We start from the raw sequence: 5,001 nt of genomic DNA, 5'->3' as shown, positions 1-5,001 counted from the left end.
GTTACAAATCGAATTTTAAGATGGCAATAAAGGAGAAAGCTACCTTTAGACATTAACCTTTTCTTTGATTCGTACTGCCTGGGTTCTATTTTTAACATCCAGTTTAACATATAAATTACTGATGTGGTACTTGATCGTATTTAAGGAAATAAACAATTTATCCGCTAACTCCTGATTACTTAAACCTTCCCAAATCCCCAGCAAGACCTCTGTTTCACGGTCGGTCAATTGAAAATCAACCTTTAAAACATTCAGTACATCCTGGTCCTTACTATTTGAAAAGTTTGGAATATGCGGCTTTACCTCAACAATATCTTTAATCTTAAACAGATACTTGTTAATTTCCATCCTAATATTCACGTTCTCCTCCTGCAGGGCTCTCACTTTAAAAGTAATAGCAAAACCGATCGCAATAATTTCGAAAGCACTCACCATTCTCAGCGCATCCATATCGAAACCAGCTAACCAGGGGAAATTAAAATTCATATTGAGCACAAAGCCAATGGCAAAAATGACGATAACGCCAAATGTCAATACTAAAAACCTGGCGTAAACATCTTTCCTAAACCTCGAAATGGCAATACCTATCGGAATAGTTGCTGCTAAGAAGCTTAGAAAGTCATTCACAGGAATTGAAGCATCCCATTTAAATAAGGTAAATAAGATCAAATTCAACAATGCCAATCCCATTACCGGGGTTACATAGCGCCAGTAGTTTTTGTGGGTATCTTTAAGGTCTAAGAAATAATAAGCGAATACGCAGGCGAATGAAGCGGTAAAGGGGATCGTATAAACCAACAGATTATCTAACACAAGTTGTCCGGAAGACAAGTAATAAAACATTCCATCTTCATAGAAAAATTCTATAAAAACTGCGAGCTGCAAAAAGCAATAGGCGATAAAACGCTTGTCCTTGAAAACAAGGTAGAAAACAACATTAAACAGGATCGACATTAGGCCTAATCCATAATAAAACCCAATCCGAAGTAATCTCTTACCTTCTTTTTCAGTAAAAGATGGAGTATCCATTAAAACCAGAGGCAATTGCTTCAATAGCACATCCGAACTACGGATATAGTAAACGGCACTATCAGTTTTAAAATTATACTGGTCATACCTCGCCAGGTCCGTCTGCTCTTTTACCTGCTGAAGTTGCCCATTGTTAAAGGTGTAAAGGTTGTTCTCGTGAAGATGCGTAGAAGAGATCTGCAAGGTTAGCGCCTGGTTTAACTGATCCGGACGTAGCGTACCTTTTAACCAGAAATAAGTTTCACCGGATCCGGGCTGCTGATCAGACTGGCCTGGTTGATTTTCTTGCAAGCCTGACACACCTTCCTGCGTAGCAAAACTAAATGCCGGGTCCTTATCCAGCGCTTTAAAATTAAGATTTGAAATCTCTTTTTCTAGAAATCTAGTCGTGTTGGTAGTTTGACCATTAACATAAAAGGCTTGTGACAGTAACAGGAATAACAAGATTGCCTGTTGATAGAAGAATCTGGATTTGGTAAGTCGAACGTAATTCATTAAAACTTGAAGAGACTAATTTAAACGCTAAAATTAACCTTTTTCCGCTATCATGTATGTAATAACCTTGTGGGGATTTAGGTTTAGATATTCAGTTAAATCGGTTTTTTACACATTCAGCTAACCTTCCATATTTACCCTAAAAACCCATGGGAACATAACAAGCTGTACTACAGCACGCTACAGGTAAGCCCACCCATTCGGGTAGGCTCAATTTAGTCGTATTATTTTCAAACCTACCCCTTCGGGTGGGAAATAACAGAGCCGCGACCAGTATGTTTGTCAGAAATCCAATCAACTGATCATAATTGCAAGTTTCAATATCTATTGGAATCTATATCATAAAAGTTTTGCCGGTAATGGCAATCAGCAGTAATCAGGATCATCGTCTAAAAAAACATGAATCGCTGCAATATCAAATCATTCAATACGCCTCAGCTAGAAAAAGGGTGGGTTTTACAACCATCCTTTTCTTTTAAACCAGAAGTAGATCGCTACCGTAACCACCACCATCAGTCCCATCACCCCAGGATAGCCCATCTTCCATTGTAATTCCGGCATAAACTCGAAGTTCATCCCGTACACCCCAACAATGAAGGTCAAGGGCATGAAGAACACCGAAAAGATGGTAAGTACCCGCATAATCTCATTGGTTTTCTGAGAAGAAGCAGAAAAGTAAATGGCAAGCAGTTGATGGATGTTTTCAGCAAGTGCATCCAGCATACTCTGGTGCTTCACATACAGATCACGGGTGTCTCTGGTGTTTACGTTTCCTTCTTCTGCATCCAAAGCATCAATGATATCAAATGATAGAATTAACATCCTTTTTAACAGGTCTATTTTCCGCTTTAAATAGTAAAGTCCTTTTAATAAGGGTGCCTTTTTAGGTCTTAAAAAAACAATTTCCTCATAATAATCTACAGCTTTAGCCAATTTATTTAAAGGGTTGGTATAGGTGTTTAAACAAGCACTGATCAATAGATTCAAGAGTTCAAGGCTGCTTTTACATTTTTCGGTTTTGATGAGCTCCGCAACAGGCTTTAATAAATCATGGGTACTACGGTGAACAGTGATCAGGAAATGAGCCGAATAGAAAAAGGCAATTTTATGGGTGAGCTCCTGAACAGTATCTGCCTCTGCGACATTATTCTGGGTATGTATTCTGAAAATGATGAAAGCGTAATCTTCCATTCTCTCATATTTTGGCAAGTGATCGGGTTGAAGACAATCATTTACCAAAGCAGGGTGTAAATTGTATTTTTTAGCGATATCAGAAAGCTCTTCAGTAGTTGGATCGGTCAGGTCAATCCATTCGAATTCCTGATGTTCAGCATAATTATTGATCATACATTTCTTTATTGTCAGATAGTACCAGGTTAAACACCAACATCCGGGCTATTGTTCTGATTGGGTTAAACCTTATGATCTCTATAAGTGTTATATCGCTATTAAATCTTAATTATAAACCTATGAATAAGTTTTTTAGAGCCATCATTGCTGCCTGGGGAGCAAAGAAATTAGGCGGAGGCTGTTTGTCCACAATTATTATATTCATTATAATTTATATGATGCTGGGTAAATGTAATAACGGCACACGTGCTGCACAACGTCCATTTCAATCAGAGCGATCTATACTATCTAAGTAATAAACCAGTTGGTTAGTAAATCAGGAACTCAATTTCTTTCCCGATAGCACTCGATGTTATAAGGGTTGATCTTAAATATTTTTTACGAAAAAAATGTTTAGAAGCATAAAATCAATTGTTGTAACTATAAATATGTATCCGTTTAAATGGAGCGAAACATTGATTATGCCGTTTTTATTTTGCCGAACACAAAAACTCCGCAAGCCATTGTGAATCATTCCTCATTTGCTTTATCAAATTCCTTTTGAGAAACAACAGGCACTGTATGCAGGGCACTCCGGAAAGGCAACTGGATTATGTATATTCGAATAAATCTCCACTAAAATGAAAAGGTTCCTTACTGCATTTACATTCTGTATACTGCTATATTCATGTAACAATGCACCTTCTCCCCGCCCACAAGATCCAACCAGTTTTCCATATAAGCAGAAAGAGGTATTGATAAGCAACACTAAATCAAAGGTTCAATTAGCTGGTACCTTAACTATTCCATCAAATAACAAAGTTTCAAAGATTGTGATTATGATTACCGGTTCCGGCCCTCAAAACCGAAACGGAGAAGGCTTAAATCATCGTCCGTTTCTGGTGTGGAGCGATTGGTTAACCCGGAATGGTATTGCGGTATTAAGGTATGATGATCGGGGTGTAGGGAGATCAACTGGGAACTTCTCAACTGCTACCACCTTCGATTTTGCCGATGATGTAGAATCGGCTGTATCTTTTATCCGTTCGAGACCCGATTTAAATCAATTATCCATCGGGTTGATAGGCCAAAGTGAGGGAGGATTGATCGCACCTATGGTGGCAAGCCGCAATAATGATGTTAAGTTTATTGTATTATTGGCTGGCGATGGCATCCCTATATATCAGGTTGGCCTTCAACAATCAGCAGACATGAGTCGGGCTGCAGGTGTGTCAGAGGCAATTATTGCGAAAAAACTTGCACTGGACAAAAAGTTTTTTGACCTCACGCTTCAGGACTCAAGCGCATCCATCGGGCAATTAAAAAATGGTATCGATAGTTTATTATATCAGGAAATGCTTAGCCAGCATTGGGATACGGCAAAGTTTAGCGCTTATAAACAACGGTACGATCACCTTGCTACACCTTGGCAAAGAACTTTTTTGAAATTAAAACCAGCCGATTATTTGGTTAAAGTAAAATGCCCGGTATTGGCGCTTAATGGGACAAAGGATCTTATGGTTAATTGCAAGGCGAACCTCGCCGGTATTGCTAAAGCTTTAGATCGTGGTGGCAATAAGCAATACAAAATTATTGCATTAAAAGGGCTAAATCACCTCTTTCAAAAAGCAAAAACAGGTAGTATGACGGAGTTTGCTCAAATTTCAGAAACCGTAAACCCCATAGCATTGACAACCGTGTCCAAATGGATTAATACCTTGTCGTTTTAATTGATTAGTCTTCCAGCTATCAATTGGGAATTATAAATCTTAGTCATTTTTAATGAATTTTCTAACAGTATAGAGGTCGACAGTCCAAAAAACATTCCGTAACTCTTAAAGCCTTAGTTAATTATCAAGACAATGAAGCAAAACAGCAGCTACATCGCTATACATAAGCTTCTCCCCTTGTCCCGGGTTCGGTCTCCCTTCGGTATGAGTTCCACATGGTCCCGCATCACCTTCATCATTCAACCATGGTTAGTTAATGGTTGATTAATCCCTCATAGGTCTAATTGACCTTTCAACTATGTTTTAAGGATTAAGAGAGATTGAATTCAGGTTTAATTTATTATGGACACAGATTGAACTTATCATGAGGGGGTACCGAACTTATTCCCTACCTTGTAATTCACAACACCTTGTTTAC

3 protein-coding genes are annotated in these 5,001 nt (G+C 38.4%); 1 reads left to right on the top strand and 2 read right to left on the bottom strand.

What is annotated here, in order from left to right; translation table 11 throughout:
• Positions 1-45: 45 nt before the first annotated feature.
• Both OQX61_RS24090 and corA read right to left on the bottom strand, forming a co-directional pair.
• On the bottom strand, positions 46-1,524 hold the full coding sequence (locus tag OQX61_RS24090; protein ID WP_265844401.1) for a LuxR C-terminal-related transcriptional regulator: 1,479 nt from the start codon (positions 1,522-1,524) through the stop codon (positions 46-48).
• Between the two features lie 456 nt (positions 1,525-1,980).
• Positions 1,981-2,871: a magnesium/cobalt transporter CorA gene (gene corA, locus OQX61_RS24085; protein ID WP_265844400.1), complete on the bottom strand. Its 891-nt coding sequence runs from the start codon at positions 2,869-2,871 to the stop codon at positions 1,981-1,983.
• 623 nt (positions 2,872-3,494) lie between these two features.
• On the opposite strand from corA, the gene OQX61_RS24080 reads away from it, so the two are divergent.
• Complete coding sequence (locus OQX61_RS24080; protein WP_265844399.1) at positions 3,495-4,583, top strand: alpha/beta hydrolase; 1,089 nt, start codon at positions 3,495-3,497, stop codon at positions 4,581-4,583.
• Positions 4,584-5,001: the final 418 nt, after the last annotated feature.

This window comes from Pedobacter sp. PLR, from assembly GCF_026239675.1.
Classification (GTDB): Bacteria; Bacteroidota; Bacteroidia; order Sphingobacteriales; family Sphingobacteriaceae; genus Pedobacter.
Note: the sequence above shows the minus strand (reverse complement) of the source record. Positions and strands in the feature narration are given on the sequence as shown.

Excerpts from the sequence above, each read along its gene's own strand:
- OQX61_RS24090 (WP_265844401.1), bottom strand. The coding sequence starts at position 1,524 with ATGAATTACGTTCGACTTACCAAATCCAGATTCTTCTATCAACAGGCA.
- corA (WP_265844400.1), bottom strand. The coding sequence starts at position 2,871 with ATGATCAATAATTATGCTGAACATCAGGAATTCGAATGGATTGACCTG.
- OQX61_RS24080 (WP_265844399.1), top strand. The coding sequence starts at position 3,495 with ATGAAAAGGTTCCTTACTGCATTTACATTCTGTATACTGCTATATTCA.